This is a genomic window from Streptosporangium sp. NPDC002721 (assembly GCF_042888905.1).
Lineage (GTDB): Bacteria > Actinomycetota > Actinomycetes > Streptosporangiales > Streptosporangiaceae > Streptosporangium.
The window spans coordinates 78,951-96,642 of sequence record NZ_JBIAQI010000011.1; the positions used below are offsets into that span (position 1 = coordinate 78,951).

16 protein-coding genes are annotated in these 17,692 nt (G+C 72.7%); 4 read left to right on the top strand and 12 right to left on the bottom strand.

Translation table 11 applies throughout. The annotated features are described in order from the left end of the window. Positions 1 to 973: 973 nt before the first annotated feature. The 7 genes from cobA to ACFYWM_RS17220 all read right to left on the bottom strand — a co-directional run bounded on the left by cobA (position 974) and on the right by ACFYWM_RS17220 (position 8,378). Positions 974 to 2,206, bottom strand: a complete 1,233-nt coding sequence (gene cobA / locus ACFYWM_RS17190) for a uroporphyrinogen-III C-methyltransferase (protein ID WP_389915412.1) — start codon at positions 2,204 to 2,206, stop codon at positions 974 to 976. 153 nt (positions 2,207 to 2,359) lie between these two features. Next, complete coding sequence (gene cobT / locus ACFYWM_RS17195; protein ID WP_389915415.1) at positions 2,360 to 3,463, bottom strand: nicotinate-nucleotide--dimethylbenzimidazole phosphoribosyltransferase; 1,104 nt, start codon at positions 3,461 to 3,463, stop codon at positions 2,360 to 2,362. Between the two features lie 117 nt (positions 3,464 to 3,580). Then, the gene (locus tag ACFYWM_RS17200) at positions 3,581 to 4,408 is read right to left on the bottom strand and encodes a sirohydrochlorin chelatase (RefSeq protein ID WP_389915418.1); all 828 of its coding nucleotides are present in this window, start codon (positions 4,406 to 4,408) and stop codon (positions 3,581 to 3,583) included. 372 nt (positions 4,409 to 4,780) lie between these two features. Further along, positions 4,781 to 5,323 (bottom strand): GNAT family N-acetyltransferase, encoded by a 543-nt coding sequence (locus ACFYWM_RS17205; protein ID WP_389915421.1) that lies wholly within the window; start codon positions 5,321 to 5,323, stop codon positions 4,781 to 4,783. 108 nt (positions 5,324 to 5,431) lie between these two features. Then, positions 5,432 to 6,082 (bottom strand): lactate utilization protein C, encoded by a 651-nt coding sequence (locus ACFYWM_RS17210; protein ID WP_389915423.1) that lies wholly within the window; start codon positions 6,080 to 6,082, stop codon positions 5,432 to 5,434. Further along, positions 6,079 to 7,485 carry a lactate utilization protein B gene (locus ACFYWM_RS17215; protein ID WP_389915425.1) on the bottom strand — a complete coding sequence of 469 codons (1,407 nt, stop codon included), beginning with the start codon at positions 7,483 to 7,485 and terminating at the stop codon, positions 6,079 to 6,081. The genes ACFYWM_RS17210 and ACFYWM_RS17215 overlap by 4 nt, the downstream gene beginning before the upstream one ends. Next, a complete protein-coding gene (locus tag ACFYWM_RS17220; RefSeq protein WP_389915428.1) occupies positions 7,482 to 8,378 on the bottom strand; it encodes a (Fe-S)-binding protein in 897 nt (298 codons plus the stop codon). The genes ACFYWM_RS17215 and ACFYWM_RS17220 overlap by 4 nt, the downstream gene beginning before the upstream one ends. A 70-nt stretch (positions 8,379 to 8,448) precedes the next feature. Here ACFYWM_RS17220 and ACFYWM_RS17225 point away from each other — a divergent pair, with 70 nt between their 5' ends. Continuing rightward, entirely contained in the window at positions 8,449 to 9,258 is an 810-nt protein-coding gene (locus ACFYWM_RS17225; protein ID WP_389915431.1) for a FadR/GntR family transcriptional regulator, read from the top strand. On the opposite strand, the gene ACFYWM_RS17230 is transcribed toward ACFYWM_RS17225, so the two are convergent. Beyond that, positions 9,187 to 10,680, bottom strand: coding sequence for a sulfatase (locus ACFYWM_RS17230; protein ID WP_389915433.1), 1,494 nt, complete (start codon positions 10,678 to 10,680; stop codon positions 9,187 to 9,189). The two genes, ACFYWM_RS17225 and ACFYWM_RS17230, sit on opposite strands and share 72 nt — an antisense overlap. Before the next feature lie 111 nt (positions 10,681 to 10,791). On the opposite strand from ACFYWM_RS17230, the gene ACFYWM_RS17235 reads away from it, so the two are divergent. Continuing rightward, entirely contained in the window at positions 10,792 to 11,811 is a 1,020-nt protein-coding gene (locus tag ACFYWM_RS17235) for an LLM class F420-dependent oxidoreductase (protein ID WP_389915435.1), read from the top strand. 164 nt (positions 11,812 to 11,975) lie between these two features. On the opposite strand, the gene ACFYWM_RS17240 is transcribed toward ACFYWM_RS17235, so the two are convergent. Together ACFYWM_RS17240 and ACFYWM_RS17245 are read right to left on the bottom strand one after the other, a co-directional pair. Next, the gene (locus ACFYWM_RS17240; RefSeq protein ID WP_389915438.1) at positions 11,976 to 13,973 is read right to left on the bottom strand and encodes an FtsX-like permease family protein; all 1,998 of its coding nucleotides are present in this window, start codon (positions 13,971 to 13,973) and stop codon (positions 11,976 to 11,978) included. After that, the gene (locus ACFYWM_RS17245; protein ID WP_389915441.1) at positions 13,970 to 14,818 is read right to left on the bottom strand and encodes an ABC transporter ATP-binding protein; all 849 of its coding nucleotides are present in this window, start codon (positions 14,816 to 14,818) and stop codon (positions 13,970 to 13,972) included. The genes ACFYWM_RS17240 and ACFYWM_RS17245 overlap by 4 nt, the downstream gene beginning before the upstream one ends. A gap of 157 nt (positions 14,819 to 14,975) precedes the next feature. Between ACFYWM_RS17245 and ACFYWM_RS17250 the strand changes: the two genes are divergently transcribed. Both ACFYWM_RS17250 and ACFYWM_RS17255 read left to right on the top strand, forming a co-directional pair. Continuing rightward, positions 14,976 to 15,626: a response regulator gene (locus ACFYWM_RS17250; protein ID WP_389915444.1), complete on the top strand. Its 651-nt coding sequence runs from the start codon at positions 14,976 to 14,978 to the stop codon at positions 15,624 to 15,626. A gap of 83 nt (positions 15,627 to 15,709) precedes the next feature. Beyond that, positions 15,710 to 16,495: a DUF4328 domain-containing protein gene (locus ACFYWM_RS17255; RefSeq protein ID WP_389915446.1), complete on the top strand. Its 786-nt coding sequence runs from the start codon at positions 15,710 to 15,712 to the stop codon at positions 16,493 to 16,495. On the opposite strand, the gene ACFYWM_RS17260 is transcribed toward ACFYWM_RS17255, so the two are convergent. After that, the gene (locus tag ACFYWM_RS17260; protein WP_389915449.1) at positions 16,479 to 16,745 is read right to left on the bottom strand and encodes a DUF6504 family protein; all 267 of its coding nucleotides are present in this window, start codon (positions 16,743 to 16,745) and stop codon (positions 16,479 to 16,481) included. The genes ACFYWM_RS17255 and ACFYWM_RS17260 overlap by 17 nt on opposite strands. 69 nt (positions 16,746 to 16,814) lie before the next feature. After that, positions 16,815 to 17,570: a GntR family transcriptional regulator gene (locus tag ACFYWM_RS17265; protein WP_389915452.1), complete on the bottom strand. Its 756-nt coding sequence runs from the start codon at positions 17,568 to 17,570 to the stop codon at positions 16,815 to 16,817. Positions 17,571 to 17,692 lie beyond the last annotated feature (122 nt).

Here is a 17,692-nt window from a genome sequence, read left to right on the forward strand (position 1 = left end):
GGAGCACCGGGGGGAGGCGTGGCGGGGCCGGGCGTGCGAGGGACGCCCGGCGAGGCGGGGGCGCCGGGACGGTAAGCGTTCGGGGGGGTGGGAGTGCCCTGACCGGGGGCCGCGACGGGACTGCCCCCGCGAGAACCAGGAGCACCTTGACCGGGAGCCGCACCGGGGCCGCCACCGCGAGAACCGGGAGCGCCCTGACCGGGAGCTACACCTAGACCGCCACCGCGAGAACCAAGAGTCCCCTGACCGGGAGCCGCACCCGGACCGCCTCCACGAGAACCGGGAGCCACCGGACTGCCCTCACGAGAACCGGGAGCCGTACCGGGCGGAGCCACGGCGGGGCCGCCTCGTGAGGGGGTCGCCGGACGGCCGCCCTGGGGGTGCGGGGAAGTGGGGGGCGCCTCGCGGGAGGTGGTGATGGCCTCGATCTTGGCCTGGGCGGCCGCCGCGGCGGCGCGGAAGGCCGCCATCGCCTCTTCTGGGGCGGGCGGGGCCGCGGGATCGCTCGCCCCGGCCTGGGGCGCGGAGGCACCTGTCCGGGCCGGCCCGGCGGGGCCCGCCGCCCTGCCCGAGGACGCGGCGGGGCCGGTCACGCCACCCGGCGCCCCCGGACCGGTCAGGCCACCTGGGCCCCCCGGACCGGTCACGCCGCCAGGGGCTCCGGGACCGGCCATCCGGCTCCGGAGCGCGGCGGGGCCGCCGCCGGGCGCTCCGGGCGCGGCCGTGCCGGGAGGAACCGCTCCGGGAGCGGCTGTTCCAGGAGTGGCCGCTCCGGGCTGGGTCGCGGGGGACTGGCCGCGGGCGCGGACGGAGGCCGCGTCGTCGTCGGCGCGGATGGCGCCGAAGGTCACCGTCTGCTCGCCGGGGGATTCCTTGTCATCCGACGGGGTGCCGTCGGGTGGCTCCTGGGGGGTGCCGGCAAGGCGAGGGTCACGGCCACCACCTGAGTGAGGGGGCCTGTTGGACGCCGATTTCACGGTACTCGCTCCGCTCGAACCATCTCGACCTCCTGGCCGACCTTCACGACATCGCCGACGATCACGATCGCAGGTGGCCGAATCCCAGCCGCGCTCACGCGCTCCGCCACGGTGGATAGCGTGGCGTAAAGAGCGCGTTGGGTCGGAAGGGTACCGTCCTGTACCACCATTACGGGAGTTTCCGGCGAACGTCCGTCATGGATCAGCGTTTCGGCGATCGCTCCGATCCGTTCGACCGCCATCATAAGCACCAGCGTGCCGCCGGATCTGGCCAAATTGGGCCAGTCGACGGTGGATCTCTCGTCACCCGGCGGGACGTGCACGGAGATCACGTGGAATTCCTGGCTCACACCACGGTGTGTCACCGGCACGTTGGCGGCGGCGGGCACCGCGACCGGGCTGGTGATGCCGGGAACCACCATGACCGGGATGCCCTCGCGGGCGCAGGCGAGCATCTCCTCGCCGCCACGGCCGAAGACGAACGGGTCGCCTCCCTTGAGCCGGACCACGAACTTGCCCTGCTTGGCGTGCTCGACCAGCAGCTCGTTGATCCTCTCCTGGGCCATGTAGCGGCCGTAGGGGATCTTCGCGGCGTCGATCAGCTCGACGTCCGGGGAGAGCTCGTCGAGCAGGGCCTGCGGCGCGAGGCGGTCGGCGACGACCACGTCGGCCTGGGCCAGCAGCTGCCGCCCGCGAACCGTGATCAGGCCGGGATCGCCGGGCCCGCCGCCGACCAGGGCGACGCCCACCGGCTTGGCGCGGTTGCGCCGGGCGTCGACCGTGCCGTCCCTGAGGGCTCCGACGACGGCGTCCCTGATCCCGGCGGCGCGGCGGGGGTCGCCTCCGGCGGTGATCGCCACGCTGATCTCGTCCACCTTGCCGCTGGCCGGGGTCCAGGCCGCCGAGGCGTCCTTGTCGTCGGCGCGTACGCACCAGATCCGCTTGGCCTCGGCCTCCGCGGCCACCGCGGCGTTCACCGCGCGGTCGTTCGTGCAGGCCTGCACGAGCCAGGCGCCGTCGACGTCGCCGACCTGGTAGCGCCTGGTCTCCCAGGTCACCCGGCCCGTCGCGATGAGGTCGTCGAGGGCGTGCGTGACACTCGTCGAGACGATGGTGACCAGGGCTCCCGCGTCGAGCAGTGCCGGCACCCGCCGCTGGGCGACGCGCCCTCCACCCACGACGAGCACTCGCCGCCCGGAGAGGCGCAAGCCAAGCAGGTAGGGCGACATGACGACAGATCTCCCGTTCGCGAGGAATTGTGAGGCATGGCGTGCTAAGAGGTAAACCTACCGGCTAACGGCGCCCTCTTCGCTGCTCCCGTGTTAACAGCTGTCAAGGAAGGGCTGACCGCTGTCAATCCGCCGGCCCAAGCCTTCCGTAGATCAGGCTTCCTTGTCCGTCACACCGGCGGAATCGAAGGTCGCGACCTCGTGCATCACCCTGACGGCCGCGCAGACGAGAGGGTGGGCGAGCAGGCCGCCCGTACCCTCGCCGAGCCGGAGTTCCAGCTCGACCAGGGGACGCAGCCCGAGGTGGTCCAGGGCGACGGCGTGACCGGGCTCGGCCGAACGGTGGCCCGCCACGCAGTGGTCGACGACACCGGGGGCCAGCGCCGCCGCCGCCAGCGCCGCCGCCCCCGCGATGACACCGTCCAGGATGACCGGTACGCGAAGAGCGGCCCCGGCGAGGACGAACCCGGCGATCGCCGCGTGCTCCAGGCCGCCGACCGCGGCCAGCGTCTCCAGGGCGGACCTCCCGGAGGCCGGGGCGAGAACCCTGGAGGCGCCGTTCCACTCGGGCTCCAGGCCGTTCACCCGGAGGGCCTCGCGGACCACCTCGACCTTGCGTGCCAGGGTCTCGTCGTCGACACCGGTGCCCCTGCCGGTCACGACGGCCGCCTCGTGACCGGTGAACGCGCAGATCAGCGCGGCCGAGGCGGTGGTGTTGGCGATGCCCATGTCCCCGGTGATCAGGCAGCGGGCACCCCCCTCGACCAGGGCGCGGGCCACGGCCATCCCCGCCTCCAGGGCCGCGGTCGCCTGCTCGGGGGTCATCGCCGGTCCCCGGGACAGGTCGGCCGTGCCGTACGCGACCTTGCTGATCGTCAGGCCGGGCGCGGGGTCGAGGTCGGCGGCCACGCCGACGTCGACGACCGTCACCGAGGCGCCGACCTGGGCGGCGAAGGCGTTGGCCACGGCACCGCCCGCGAGGAAGTTGCCGACCATCTGCAGGGTGACCTCCTGGGGCCACGGGCTCACGCCTCTGGCGTGGACTCCGTGGTCCGCGGCGAAGATCGCCAGAGCGGCGGGGACAGGGAGCGGTGGCGGGCTGACCGCCGCGGCTCCCGCGAGCCGTACCGCCACGTCCTCCAGGGCGCCCAGCGCGCCGCGGGGCTTGGTCAGGCGGTCCTGGTGGGCGCGGGCCTCGGCGGCGGCCGCCGGATCCGCGGGACGGATCGCCGCGATGGTCTCCTCAAGGATGGTCATGTGATCAGTCTCCCTTGAGAGACGGCTTTTCGGAAAAAGCACTGGAAGTCCGTACATGGTCACCGGAACCGGAACCCGGAAGCCGCTGATCGGTGATCGGTGACGCCTCGCCGGGGTTCACCAGGCGATGCCGCTGAGCGCCTCCTCGTAGCGCTCGATGACCACGTCGGCCAGGCCCTCGCAGTCACCGATGACGTCGGCGCAGCGGACGTCCAGGTTCGAGTGGCCGGCGGCGTAGGCCATCGCCTGCGCCCAGACGCGGTCGAGCAGACCCCCGGCGAACAGCAGGTAGGGAACGACGATCACGCGCTTGGCGCCGAGGCGGCGGCAGCGCTCGATGCCGCCGGGGACGCCCGGCGGGGTGAGGGAGACGAAGGCCGTCTCCACGGTCATGTACTCGTGGGCGTGGGTCTCCCAGAAGAGGCGGGAGACCCGGTGCACGTCGGCGTTCGTCTCGGGGCTGGTGGAGCCGTCGCCGACCAGGACGACGGCGGTCTCGCCGATCTCGATGTGCTCGGGCTCGTCGTCGAACGCCCCGGCGGCGGCCGGGACCAGCCGGAGGCTGGCGACCTCGGCGGCGGCGTCGGCCAGGCGCTCGGCGAGCAGCGCGAGGATGCGGGGGTCGGAGCCCAGGGGGCGTCCGTAGTCGCAGGTCAGCATGGGGTGCCGCTCCTGCTCGCGGGCCATCGCGGCGGGGATGTCCGCGCCGAGCCACACGTCGCCGGTGAGGCTCATCGGCTGGGCCACCATCCGGTGGTGCCCGCGCGCGACCAGGGAGGCGACGGAGTCGCTGAGACGCGGTCTGGCCCTGGCGATGTAGCCGCCGGAGACGTCCGCGGCCGTCTGGTCCAGGCGGCAGCGGAGCCGGTGGATGAATCTACCGAATTCAGCAGATCCATTGTCGTCGTGCGAGCCCTGCCCGATGAGCAGCAGCGGCGGTTTCATGGAAACAGGACTCCAATGACCTTGACCTGGGGTTACGCAGTGGCGAATCGCGACAATATCCGATGACGGCACTACATGGACAGGTAACGGATCGGTAAATTCTGTCTTTTCTCACGCGGGTGTGACGGATGACGGGAATCGAACCGGCGGCCGCGGACGCGCCCCCTTCACCGGCCGGGCCATCCGGATCACCTTCCACGGCACGGCGATCGGGCTCGATCACACGCCATGGCACGGTAGCCGGGCTCGTGGAAGACGTCCAGCACGGCCACGCCGGTGTCGCGCGCCCCGCGCGTCATGTCCCGCCGGGCTCCCCCTCCGACCAGGGACGCCTTCCGTCGCGTCACCCTCGACGCGCGAATCCGGCGTGGATCAGGACAGATCCGCTCTCAACAGCCCGAACACCACGATGTCGCGCGGACCGTCCTCTCCCAGCTCGGCGGCGCGCAGCACACCCTCCCTGACGAAACCGGCCTTCTCCGCGACCCGCAGGGAGGCCGTGTTGGCCCGGTCCGCGCGGAGCTCGATCCTGCGCATCGCGGTGGTCTCGAACACCCAGCGCGCCACGCCGAGCAGTGCCTCGGTGGCGTAACCCCGGCCGCGGTGCAGCGGGTGCACCCCGTACCCGACCTCGGTGGTCCCGGCGCCCCAGAGGGTCCTGAAAAGGCTGATCGCCCCCACGACAAGGCCCTCGGCCTCCATGGCCAGGTGTACGCCCTGGCCGGAGCGGCGCAGCTCGTGCGCACCGTGGGAGAGCCACTGGGAGACGCCCGACGGATGACCGGGCGCGCCGGGCGGCAGGAACCCGGCACGCGCCTCGATCACCGAACGGACGCGGGCCGCGTCACCGGGGTGGAAGGGCCGGATCACGAGCCGGCCCGTCAGGACCGGCGGATCGGGTGCGAAGGCGGTCACGCGCCCTCCTTGCCGGGGATGTGCCGGGGATGTGCCGGGGAATGTGTGGCCCCACCCTCATCCCGGCGCCCCCGCCCGCGCAAGCCCGGACGCCGGGCCGGCCCGTGTTCAGCGGACGATGACGACCTCCAGCGTGCGCGGGCCGTGTACGCCCTCCACCCGGTTCAGCTCGATGTCGCTGGTCGCCGACGGACCGCTGATCCAGGTCAGCGGCCTGGAGGGGTCGAGCCTGCCGACGGCCTCCGGGACGCCCGCCACGATCTGCTCCGCCCGTACGACACACAGGTGGTAGTCGGGGACCAGGGTCAGCGCCCGCCGTCCCTGTCCGGGCCCGGTGTCCAGCACGATGGTTCCGGTCTCCGCGACGGCGACCGCGCACCCGGTGACGACCCCGTCCACCGCGTCCAGGTCGGCCGCGCTCAGCGGGGGGTCGTCGGTGACCGGGTCGTCCGGAGCCCACTCCGGGGGCAGGCCGTCCGGGACGACCAGCCGGGTGGCGCCCCGGCGGGCCAGCGCCGCCGCGATCGTCTCCGCCGCCTCGGCCGCCTCGACCACGTGCACGACGGCCCGGTAGTCGGCCACCCGCTCGGCGAACAGCTCCACCACGCCTTCCGGACCGGCCGGCGGTGACGTGCGGTAGGACCGGGTGATCTCGACCTCGGGGGCTCCGGCCACGGCGGAGCGGATCCTCGACAGGATCCGCTCCCTGCTGTCCGTACCGGAAACGCCGCTCACGCTGGACGGGCGTGCGGGGGTCATCGGGCACCTCCGTCGGTACGGTTCCACCAGTCGCGGAAGGACTCGGCGGGGATGTCGGGAATGTCGCGGGTGTCGGTCCAGGCCGACAGCGGCCCCGGCAGGCGCCCCGGGACGAACCTGCGCAGCCGCCCGCCGAACCGCTGGGCACGTGCCAGCCGCGCGGGACGGTCGAACACCCACCCCGCGGCGCGCATGCCCATGCGCTCGGCACGCGCGTGGCGGACCTTGCCGCGCAGGTGGACCAGCACCTCGGGGATGTCGATCGCGACCGGGCAGGCGTCGAAGCAGGCGCCGCAGAGGGTCGAGGCGTACGGCAGCGACGCGTCCAGCTCCGAGGCGGTCCCGCGCAGCTGCGGAGTGAGGATCGCGCCGATCGGGCCCGGGTAGACCGAGCCGTACGCGTGGCCCCCGGCGCGCTCGTAGACCGGGCAGACGTTGAGGCAGGCGGAGCAGCGGATGCAGCGCAGCGCCTGGCGGCCGACCTCGTCGGCGAGCACGTTCGTGCGTCCGTTGTCGAGCAGCACCAGGTGAAACTCCTGGCCCTCGACCGCGCCGGTCCAGGTGGACGTGTAGGGGTTCATCCGCTCGCCGGTGGAGCTCCTGGGCAGCAGCTGGAGGAAGACCTCCAGGTCCCGCCAGCTCGGCAGCAGCTTCTCGATGCCGACCACGCTGATCAGCGTCTCGGGCAGGGTGAGGCACATCCGCCCGTTGCCCTCGGACTCCAGCACCACCAGCGTGCCGGTCTCGGCGATCATGAAGTTGGCGCCGGAGATCGCGACCTTGGTCGACAGGAAGCGTTCGCGCAGGTGGAGCCGGGCGGCCTCGGCGAGGGCGCGGGGCTCGTCGGTCAGGTCCTCGGGCGCCGCGCGGCCCCAGTCGGCCATCTTGTCCTGGAAGATCTCGCGGATCTCCGAGCGGTTGCGGTGGATCGCCGGGACCAGGATGTGCGAGGGCCAGTCGTCGCCGAGCTGGACGATCAGCTCGGCCAGGTCGGTCTCGTACGCCGTGATGCCCTCCTCCAGGAGGGCCTCGTTGAGTTCGATCTCCTGGGTGGCCATCGACTTGACCTTGACCACGCTGGTCTCCCCGGTGGCCTTGACCAGACCGGCGACGATCCTGTTGGCCTCCTCGGCGTCGGCCGCCCAGTGGACGTGGCCGCCCGCCGCGGTGACGGCCTCCTCCATCCGGAGGAGGTAGCGCTCCAGGTTGCGCAGCGTGTGGTCCTTGATCTCCTTGCCCGCCCGGCGGAGCTCGGCCCAGTCGGGCAGCTCGCCGACCACGGAGGCCCGCTTGCCGCGGATCGTGTGGGTGGCCTTGCGGAGGTTGTACCTGAGCTGCGAGTCCTGTACGGCGGCCGCCGCGTTCACCGGGAAGGCGGGCATGCCCAGGAACGTGCCGCTCATCGGGTGGCCTCGGTCGCGGCGAGGATCTCGGCGAGGTGCATGATCCGCACGCCGGTGCGCTGGCGCTTCAGGGTGCCGCCGATGTGCATCAGGCAGGAGTTGTCGGCGGCGCACAGCACCTCGGCGCCGGTGGTCGTGACGTTGCGCACCTTGTCGGCGCACATGGCCGCGGAGATCGCCGGGTTCTTCACCGCGAAGGTGCCGCCGAAGCCGCAACACTGGTCGGCCTCGGGGAGCGGGACCAGCTCCAGCCCTCTGACCTGCTCCAGCAGCCGGGTGGGTCGGTCGCCCACCCGGAGGATGCGCATCGAGTGGCAGGTCGGGTGGTAGGTCACCCGGTGCGGGAAGTAGGCGCCGACGTCGGTCACACCGAGGACGTCGACGAGGAACTCGGAGAGGTCGTAGACCTTGGGCGCCACCTCGGCCACCTCGGCGGCGAAGGAGCCGGGCGCGTCCCCCGCCGGGGCCTCGACGGTCCCGGTGATCAGGCCGCCGGGGCTTCCGGACCCGGCCGGGGCGGGGCCGGTGGAGGTGCGGGCGGCGGAGGCAGTGGCGGGGACGGGTGCGGCGGAGGTACGGGCGGCGGAGGCCGGGGCGGCGGGGGGAACGGCGGGGGTGCGGGCGAGCCGCGGGTACTGCTCGCGGACCATCGCGGCGCACGACCCCGAGGGCGCGACGACCGCGTCGTACCCGGCGAAGACGTCCACGAAGTGCCGTGCGAGCCGCCTGCCCTCCTCGGGGTACCCCGTGTTGACGTGCATCTGGCCGCAGCAGGTCTGCGCCCGGGGGAACTCGACGTCACATCCGAGGCGGCGCAGCAGCGTGACGACCGCCCGCCCGGTGCCGGGAAACAGTGTGTCGTTCACGCAGGTGATGAAGAGGGCGACGCGCACGGCACTCCTTCCTATCAATGGTCCGACCACAGTATGGTCTGACCACATTCCCCCACAAGAGGAGGTCCTCTTGAGCGGTTGGCAACCGGTCCGGCGCACCCGGGCGTTCGAGGACGTGATCGCCCAGATCGAGCGGCGCATCGCGGGCGACGGTCTCCGGGTCGGGGACCGCCTGCCCGGTGAGCGGCAGCTCGCCGAGCAGCTGCGGGTGAGCCGGTCGTCGGTACGCGAGGCGATGCGGGTGCTGGAGACCCTGGGAGTGGTGTCGTCGCAGGTCGGACGGGGTCCGGACGCGGGCGCCTTCCTCATCTCCAGGCCCGCCGAGGCCCTGAGCGACCTGCTCAGGCTCCACCTCGGGCTGTCGAGCCTGTCGCTGGAGGAGGTCGTCGACGCCCGGCTGATGATCGAGAAGTGGTCGGCCTCGCACGCCGCCGTCCACGGGGCCGACCTGTCGGCCCTGACCGCCGCGCTGGAGCGCATGGACGCCACGACGACGGCCGAGGAATTCGTCGAGCACGACACGGCCTTCCACGTGGCCATCGCCGAGGCCTCGGGCAACCGGCTGACCACCGCGATGATGCTCTCCCTGCGCGACTCGCTCCGCCGCTACGCGGTCGAGGCGGTCGAGCGCCTCGGCGACACGGCCGGGCTCATGGCCGACCACCGCCGGATCCACCGGGCCATCGCCGGCGGGGACGCGGCGGAGGCCTCGGCCGCCGTCGAGGACCACCTGCGGCGGGCCTACCCCGGCATCTCACGTCCCCCGGCGGCAGAGGACATCTCACGTCCCCCGGTGGCTGAGGACGTCTCACGTCCCCCAGGGACTGAGGACGACGAGGGGCTTGAAGGGCAGCAGGGGCGGGGTGACCGAGTCGGCTGAGCGGCAGGTGGCGCCCGAGCAGGAGACCAGGGCGTCGAGCTGCCGGTTGAACTCGGCGATCACGGTGAGCGGGGTCTCGGCGGCGAGGTTGCGGAGCTGGTACGGGTCCCCGGTGAGGTCGTAGAGCTGGTACTCGCCGGTGGAGTAGCGGACGAAGGTGTATCTGGCGGTCCGCATCCCCTGGTACGCCGGGACCGGGGTCTGGCGGGCCGAGCTCGGGCTGGTCGGGCGGTAGAACTCCAGCAGCACGTTCTGGCGCCACGAGGACGGCGTCTCGCCCCGCAGCAGCGGCAGCAGGGAGCGGCCCTCGGCGAAGCTCGGGAGCGCGGCCCCGGCGAGCTGGGCGAACGTCGGGGCCAGGTCCACGCTCGCGGCCATGTCACCGACGACGCGGCCCGCCTGGATGCCGGGCCCCCTGACCAGCAGCGGCACCTTGATCGACTCGTCGAAGGGGGTGGTCTTGCCCTGGGGAAGCCGGTGCTGGCCCAGGTGGAACCCGTTATCGGAAGCGAAAAAGATATACGTTTCATCCAGCTTGCCGGAGGCCCGGAGAGATTCGACGAGGGTGCCCACCATGTCGTCCACGCCGAGCATCGCCCGGAGCCTGTCGCGGTAGTGGCGGTCGATCCTGCGGACCTTCGCGTCGTCGAGCGGCGGGAGCGACCTGATCCAGAGCGGCTCGGCGCTGACGTCCGCCTGGTTGAAGGACGGGGTGCGCGGGGCCACCACCCCGGCGAAGGCCGCCTGGTGCCGGGGGGCGTAGTTGGCCGGGTTGTGCGGGGCGACCGGGGCGAGATAGAGGAAGAACGGGTCCTGGCCGGGCTGGGAGACGAACGTCGCCGCCTTCGCGCTGAGCACGTCGGTCAGGTAGTCCTGCGGCGCGAAGCCGTAGTCGCGCAGCGTGCCGTTCTCGTTGAGCGTGTAGCCGTACTCCTCGTACAGCCTGCGCACCGGCACGTCCCACTCGTCCCAGCCCGGTGGCACGTGGGTGGCGGCGGTGGTGCCGCCGGGATAGTGGTTGAGGTACTTGCCCATCAGTCCGGTGCGATATCCGGCCGACTTCATCCATGTCGCGATATTGGAGCGTTCCAGGCCTGATGTGTAGTACTTGGTGAAACCTCCCTCGGGGGCGGTGTTGGTGTACACGCCGTGGCTGTGGACGTACTGGCATCGCATGATCGACGCACGCGAGGGGCAGCACCAGGAGTTGGGCACGAAGAACCTGTCGAAGCTGGTGCCCTCCCGGGCCAGCAGGTTCCAGATGTTGGGAAATTTCTGCAGATCACCCGCGTCCAGGTCGTCGACGAGGATCAGCACGACGTTGGGCCGCCCCTCCGCGTGCGCCACGGCCGGGGTCGTTCCCACGGCGGCGAGGGCGAGGAGCGACATCAGGGAGAGGAGTTTGCGAGCGGCGTTGAGCACAAATGCACGCTTCCCGAAAGACCGAATTTCGACACCTCACACTCGACCGACCAATGTAGAACGTGTTCTAATTGCGGGGCCTGTCCGGCGTCACGTCGCGAGGAGACCCCCGTGAGCACCGACCTGAAGCTCGGCCTGAACCTCGGCTACTGGCAACGGAACGCCGACGACGCCACCGAACTCGTCCAGACCGCGGAACGGCTGGGATACGAGTCCGTCTGGACCGCGGAAGCCTACGGTAGCGACGCCTTCACCCCGCTGGCCTGGTACGGCGCGCGGACGTCCCGCATCAAACTGGGCACATCGGTGGTGCAGATCTCCGCCAGGACCCCGGCGGCGACCGCGATGACCGCGATGACGCTCGATCATCTCACCGGCGGGCGGCTGCTGCTCGGCATCGGCGCGTCGGGGCCCCAGGTCGTCGAGGGGTGGTACGGGAGGCCGTTCCCCAAACCGCTCGCCCGCACCCGCGAGTACGTCGAGATCATGCGGAAGGTGTGGCGCCGCGAGGAGCCGGTGACGAGCGACGGCGAGCACTACCCCCTCCCCTACCCCGGAGGCGCGAACCTCGGCAAGCCGCTGAAACTGATCACCCACCCGCTGCGCGCCGAGATCCCCCTCTACCTCGGCGCGGAGGGCCCCAAGAACGTCGCGCTCGCCGCCGAGATCGCCGACGGCTGGCTGCCGCTGTTCGTGTTCCCCGAGAAGATCGAGCAGATGTACGGCCCCTCGCTGTCCGGCGCCGACCCCGGCTTCGACATCGCCGCCATGGTGATGACCGTGATCACCGACGACGTCCGGGCGGCGCTGGACGGGGTGAAGATGATGCTCACCCTCTACATCGGCGGCATGGGGGCCAAGAGCCGCAACTTCCACGCCGACATCATCGGCAGGATGGGCTACGCCGAGGCCGCCGAGGAGATCCAGGCCCTCTACCTGGCCGGACGCAGGGACGAGGCGTTCAACGCGATCCCCGACGAGCTGGCCGACGGCATCTCCCTGGTGGGGCCGGTGGGCCGCATCCGCGAGCGCCTGCAGCTGTGGCGCGAGAGCCCGGTGAGCAACCTCCTGGTCATGGGCCCCCGCGACGAGGCCTCCCTGAAGACCGTCAGGGACCTGGTCCTGGGCTGAGCCCCTTCTCGCACGACGTCCTCCCGGCCGCCCGGCGCTCCGGCTCCGGGGGCCGGGCTCGCCGACCCGGCCCCCGGAGTCCTCGTACGCGACCCGATGACCGTGGCGGAACGGCAGCCGCACGGTCCGGTCCCAGTCCGGGCGGTCGGGCGGTCGGTCCGGTCTCAGTCCGGGCGGGGGGCCGGGCTGGCGGTGACGGAACGCAGGAGCGGAGCGCTCGCCGCCCCCGCGCCGATCACCCCGGCGAACCCGAGCGCGACGCAGACCAGCAGGATGATCGCGCCCGTGACGTTCATCGCGACGGCGGCGAACGGCAGGGCGCAGAAGACGCCGACCGCGATGGTGCCGCCTCCCATGACCGTCAGCGGTATGAGGGTCTCCGCCCGGCGGGCCGCGTCCAGGACCTCCAGCGGCGTACCGGCCAGGCGGAGCAGCGCGTAGGTCTGCCTGCGGTCGAGGACCAAGGAGGCCGCGGTGATCCCGGCGCTGGCGATCGCCACCAGGAACGAGACCACGAGCACGATGACCGTGCCGGTGCCGATGTCGTCGAGGATCTGGACCTCGAGCCGGTTGTCGTCGGCGGCCGAGGTCGCCCCGTGTCCGGGCACCAGGCCCTCCAGCGCGGTACGTGCCCGGTCGATGGCCGCCATGTCCAGCGGCCTTTCGGCATCGGAGCCGGTGGTGCCGCCCATGGAGACGGCGATCACCCTGTCACCGCCGTCCTCCCCTTGCCCGTCCTTCTTCACGAGGCCGACCTCCGCCCGGACCCCCGCCGCGGCCAGGCGCTCGCGCGCCTCGGTGGTGACCTCGGCCGCCCGTGCCGAGGGGACGGCCAGGCGCAGCTCCGCCCGCGGGCTGTCGAACACGACGTCCCCCGGGGCGAGGAGGCCGACGAACCCGGCCACGAATCCCGTGAGGGCCACGCCGCTCACCGTCCGCCAGGCGGACCTGGGGTCGTCGGTCAACCGGCGCCCGGCCAGCAACCGGGCGGGGCTTCTGGCCGTGCGGGTGGTGATCCGGCCGATCAGCGCGACGACCCACGGACCGGCGAGGTTGACGCACAGGAAGGCGCCGCCGATGACCGCGGCGATCACCCCCACCTCGGCGCCGCGGCCGATCAGGGGGACCGCCACCAGGGCCGCGAACAGCGCGACGATCCGGACGAAGCGCATCGCCGGAGGGGTCTCCCTCTTGGCGACCCCGAGCGGGCTCACCACCACGCGGCGCAGGCCCACCACGGCCGACACCCCGACGAGCAGCGGCACGGCCACCAGCACGGCGAGCGTGGGAAGCACCCCCGGCCACACGTCGGCCAGGAACCAGGGACCTCCCCTGATCCCGATCCGGGCCAGCAGCGGGGTGAGCAGCCCGTACAGCACCGTCCCCAGCACCGCGCCGCCGAAGGCGGTGATCACCGCCTCGTAGACGGTCATCGCGACGACCTGGCCGGGGGAGGCGCCGACCAGCCGGAGCGCGGCCAGGCGCTGGTCCCGGCGGGCCACGGTGAGGCGGGCCGCCGCGCCGCCGAACACCAGCAGCGGTACGACCATGAGCACGCTCGCGATCAGCCCGAGCGCGCTGTAGCCCACCGCGTCGTCCGTCGTCCTCCCCTCGAAGCTGGAGATCCTGGTCGGCAGGGAGCCGCCGCGCGAGTCGTCCGAGGAGGTGGCTCTCATCACCGGCGAGTCCACCGCCTGACCGCGTACCGCGACCAGCTCTCCCGGGTACACGAGCGCCTCGTCGCCGATCGTCCCGCCGCGCCTTCCCGGGAAGCGGTCGGCGAGCTGCCCGGCCGGGAGCTCGCCGGCGAGCTCCGCCAGCCCCGGGGAGAGCCAGACCTCGCCGGGCGCGGGGAAGCGCCTCAGGCCGGGCGGCGGGGGTGCCTGCGGACCGAGCGCGGCGAGGTCCACGACCGTGATCCACAGGTCGCGCACGTAGTCCGTGCGGACGGCCTGGATCGCCACGGCCCCGCTCGCGGCCGGAACCGGGTTGCGCCACGCCTCACGGGCGGCCCTGTCCTGGAAACCGAGGTTGGCCACGACGGCGAAGAGCAGCAGCGCGGTGGAGACCGCCACCGCCGCCACGGTCAGCCCCGCCCCCAGCAGGCCGCGGCGGCCCCCGCCGCGCAGCAGCCGCCAGCTCAGGCCGAGCGGCCCGCTCACGCGCCCACCCCGGGAAACGTCCGGGCCCCGGGAAACGTCCGGGTCGCCGCCTCGGCGCCGTCCCGCTCCGGTGCGCCGTCCCGCTCGCGTGCGTCCCCGTACGACGCCCACGTGTCCCCGGACGGCTCGCGTGTGCCCTCGTACGGCGCCCACGTGTCCCCGAACGGCTCCCGCGGGCCGGAGCCCGGCAGGAGGTGGCCGTCGCGGACCTCGACCACGCGGTCGCACCAGCGGGCCACCTGGGGATCGTGGGTGACGACGACCAGCGAGGCGCCGTTGTGCCGGGTGGCGCCGGTCAGCAGGCGCATCGTGTCGTGGCCGGTGCTCTGGTCGAGCGCCCCCGTCGGCTCGTCGGCGAAGACGACCGCGGGGCGGGTGACCAGCGCGCGGGCGATCGCCACCCGCTGCGCCTGGCCGCCGGACAGCTCCCCGGGGCGCCGCCCCTCCATCCCGCCCAGGCCGAGCGGGCCGAACCACTCGCGCGCCATCCGTACGGCGTCGGCCCGGGACACGTCGCCGAGCATGAGCGGCAGCGCGACGTTCTCGTCGGCGGGAAGCTCCGGCAGGAGCTGGCCGAACTGGAACACGAAGCCGAAACGCGTGCGGCGCAGGGCGCTGCGCTTGCGCTCCCCCAGCGTGTCGACGCGTTCGCCGAGCAGGTGCACCTCGCCCTCGTCCGGCTTCATGATCCCGGCCAGGCAGTGGAGCAGCGTCGATTTCCCGGACCCGCTCGGACCCATGATCGCCACGGCCTCGCCCGCGTGGATCGCCAGCCCGACACCGCCCAGCGCGACGGTCGTTCCGAAGCGCTTGACCAGCCCGGATCCCTCAAGGACAACATTCATGCCGAGCACCCTCCCGCGCGGGGACACGGCGACGGATCGACCGATCGTCTCCACGGCCTCCCGCGGAGTCGGCCGAAAGGACGATTCACCGCCGTTCACCGGCATGTCGGCCGGATGCCCGATCCGCTCCCGTCCCCGTGCTGGCACAATCCATCAGGTGACGATTCGGGTGCTCATCGCCGACGACCAGGAGCTGGTACGAACCGGGTTCCAGATGATTCTGGACGCCCAGGAGGACATGGAGGTCCTGGCGACGGCCGCCAACGGGGCCGAGGCCGTGGAGCTGGCCCGGCGGCTGCGGCCGGACGTGTGCCTGCTCGACATCCGGATGCCCAAGCTGGACGGCCTGGAGGCCACCCGCATCCTCGCGGGGCCGGGGGTGCCCGACCCGATGAGGGTGGTCATCGTCACCACCTTCGACCTCGACGAGTACGTCTACGGGGCGCTGCGCGCCGGGGCGACCGGCTTCCTGCTCAAGGACAGCGGGCCGACACTGCTCATCGAGGCGATCCGGGCGGCGGCGGCCGGGGACGCGCTGGTGTCGCCGTCGGTGACCGTACGCCTGCTCGAACACCTCTCCCACCCCCGCACCGGCGCCGTCCGGCCGCCCAGCGAGCCCCTCACGGAGCGCGAGCTGGACGTCGTGCGCCTGGTGGCCAGGGGACGGACCAACCAGGAGGTCGCCGCCGAGCTGTTCGTCTCGCTGTCGACCGTGAAGACGCACCTGGGGAGCATCCAGGCGAAGCTGGGAGCCAGGAACCGGGTGGAGATCGCCGCGTGGGCGTGGGAGTCCGGCATCGTCGGCTGAGCGGGTTGTTTGGGCTGATTAGCGAGAGAGCTGACGGGATAGAAAAAGGGCAGGTCCTCGGCGCATGGCGGGGGGAGATATACATGCGCTCTATCCCAGCTCTACAGAAAAGGTCGGCTTCGGCCGTCTATGTCACGCTCACCGCGCTGGTGATCGCGATCGCCGCCCTGGTGGTGTTCGAACAGGCCCGTGGCCGGAGCCTCGTCCTGGAGATGTCGAAGCTCGGCGGCGATCCCCACGCCCCCGGCGCCGACGCGGTCTTCGGCGCGGTCACCGTCTTCGCCATCCTGATCATGTTCTTCGCCGGGGCCGCCGTCGCCGCCCTCGCCGCGTACCTGAACTGGCTGCTCCGTGCCCGGCAGGGCGCCGACCTGCCCGCGGTGGCACCGGTCCTGGTGAGCTGGTTCGTGCCGGTGGTCAACCTGGTCGCGCCCGCCGTGCTGGTCGACCGGCTGTGGTGGGCCTCCCGCCCTCCGCTCGACCGCCGCCCGCGCTGGACGGCGCTGCTCGCCGCCTGGTGGCTGAGCTGGCTGGTCGCGATCGCCCTGGTGCTGGCGCGGCTGTGGCCGGGGGCGCCCCAGGGAGGCACGAACCTGACCGGTCTCGGGCTGACCGAGCTGACCGCCGTCGCGGTCGCCTCCCTGCTGTGCGCGGCGACCGTACGGCAGATCACCGGCATCCAGGCCGCGGGCGCCGGGCACCGGCGGCAGGCCGATCCGGAGCGCCACCTCCCGCCCCCTCCGGCGGAGGCGGTCCCGAACCTGCTCGTGAGGAGCTCCCCGCCCTCCTCGCCCGCCCCCTCGGAACCCGCCTCTCCCGAGGCCACCTCGTCCGAGGTGTCCGGGCGGGGCGTCAGTCCCACGCCCTGAGCAGCAGCCAGCCCTCGCCCGCGGTGTCGAAGCGGAGCTCGTAGGTGCCCGCCCGGTCGCCCGAGGCCGCCTCGGCCCGCCAGAAGCGGCGCTCGCCGGGATCGCTGTCGGAGATCTTCCACCACTCCCGCGCGACGACCCAGTGGTCGAGGACCCGGCGGACGGTGTAAAGACGGTCGCGCCAGACGAACTGGACGGGCTGCCCGTCGCGGATCCACACCTCGATGGGGTCGCCGTAAAGTCTGCTCAAGACGCTTCTCCCGCGGCTTTCGGATGAGCACCCGGGGGAAGGCGGGCCTGGCGTATCGAACATACGTTCTCACGGAGTCGGGCGCAAGTCCCCCATCTGCCGCACGAGCGGGTTCGCGTCCACCGAGTTGCGGATGCTGAAGGTCACGCTGCCCGCGCGGTGGCGGTCGTCGGACCACTCGACGGGCCGCCCCTCGTGGGTGGTGGTGACCCGGCGCTGGCGCAGCAGCGGGCTGCCCCTACGCACGGCCAGCAGTTTGGCGTCCTGGACGCCGGCGGCCACCGCGTCGATGAGGTGCTCGCCGTAGGCGAAGACGAGGCCGACGCTGTCGTACAGCGCCTGGGTGACCGACTCGCAGTCGGGTTCGATGCGCTCGACGGCCGGGGCGATCCACCCGGCGTAGACCGTGCGCTCCAGCATCACCGGCTCGCCCTCCAGGGAGCGCAGCCGCAGCACGGAGAGCACCGGGTCACCGGGCTGGAGCGCCAGCCGTACGGCCTCGGTGGTGTCGGCGCCCCTGCGGCTCTGCCGCAGCACCTGCCCGCTGACCCGGTAGCCCATCGCCCGCGCCCACTGGGCGAAGCTGTGCAGCTCGGCGAAGCTCTGGCTGCGCTCGCGGCCGAGCACGATCCGCCTCGCCCCCTGCCGGGACCCGACCAGGCCCTCGGTGGCGAGTACGGCGACCGCCTGGCGGATCGTGCCGCGCGAGGCGGCGAAGCGGGTGGCCAGCTCGGCCTCGGAGGGCAGCTGCGCGCCTACGGGGTGCTCGCCCCGCATGATCGCGTCGCGCAGCTCCTCCGCGATGCCCATGTACCGGGCCGTCATGCTCGCGTCCCTTCCGGCGCGGTCGTGAACACCGGCACCCCCTGCGGAGGACCCGCGAGCACCCGCGTCCCTTCCGGCGCGGCCGTGAACACCGGCACTCCTCCCGGCGCGCCCGCGAACAC